The organism is Bradyrhizobium sp. Kon58, from assembly GCF_055807455.1.
Window position 1 is genome coordinate 1 of record NZ_JBVVOT010000124.1, and the last position, 528, is coordinate 528.

Consider the following 528-nt stretch of genomic DNA (forward strand, 5'->3'; position numbering starts at 1 on the left):
CTGGAACGGTATCGGTTTCGTGATCCAGGCCTACCAGAAGCGTTGCCCTTATGTGATCGACTACGTGATCGACCTGGCACGCCGCAGCCGCCACCGCCTGATGATCCGCCTGGTAAAAGGCGCTTACTGGGACAGCGAAATCAAGCGCGCCCAAGTCGAAGGCCTGGAAGGCTACCCGGTGTATACCCGCAAGGTGTACACCGACGTTTCCTACATCGCCTGCGCACGCAAACTGCTGTCGGTGCCGGAAGTCATCTATCCGCAGTTCGCCACGCACAACGCCCACACGCTGTCGGCCATTTATCACATTGCCGGTCAGAACTATTACCCCGGACAGTACGAGTTCCAGTGCCTGCACGGCATGGGTGAACCGCTGTACGAACAAGTGGTGGGCAAGGTTTCCGAAGGCAAGCTGAACCGTCCGTGCCGCGTGTACGCACCGGTCGGCACGCACGAAACCCTGCTGGCGTACCTGGTGCGTCGCCTGTTGGAAAACGGTGCGAACACCTCGTTCGTCAACCGCATTGC

The 528-nt window shown here is 59.7% G+C and carries 1 protein-coding gene; it reads left to right on the forward strand.

Features of this window, described 5'->3' with window-relative positions; genetic code table 11:
• Nucleotides 1-528, forward strand: a 528-nt coding sequence (locus AC0L20_RS39755; protein WP_473295629.1) for a proline dehydrogenase family protein, incomplete at both ends; no start/stop codon positions are given.